This window comes from Mesorhizobium sp. M2E.F.Ca.ET.209.01.1.1 (genome assembly GCF_004010375.2).
Taxonomy (GTDB): domain Bacteria; phylum Pseudomonadota; class Alphaproteobacteria; order Rhizobiales; family Rhizobiaceae; genus Mesorhizobium.
Genome location: NZ_SADP02001212.1, coordinates 1 through 288, shown reverse-complemented (window position 1 = coordinate 288; position 288 = coordinate 1). Strand labels below are relative to the sequence as shown.

Here is a 288-nt window from a genome sequence, read left to right as displayed (position 1 = left end):
CATAGCCATCGCCATGGACGACCCAGGCGTGCTCGGCGCCCAGCGCCTTCAGCGTATCGGCCACCGGCATGATCCATTCCGGCAGGAAGACGCCGACCATCTGGCGGCTGACGCCGGCGGGGTTCGACAGCGGTCCAAGCAGATTGAAGATGGTGCGCGTGCCGAGCTCGACGCGGGTCGGCCCGACATGCTTCATCGCCGGATGATGCGCCCTCCTCGTCGGTGTTCTCCATGCCGAGCAGCCAGCGGATGACGCCCGCCTTGCGGTAAAGATGGAGGATATCGGCG

The 288-nt window shown here is 66.3% G+C and carries 1 pseudogene; it reads right to left on the bottom strand.

What is annotated here, in order from left to right:
* Positions 1-211, bottom strand: a pseudogene (locus tag EN852_RS39780) (anthranilate phosphoribosyltransferase); the annotation flags it as partial.
* Positions 212-288: the final 77 nt, after the last annotated feature.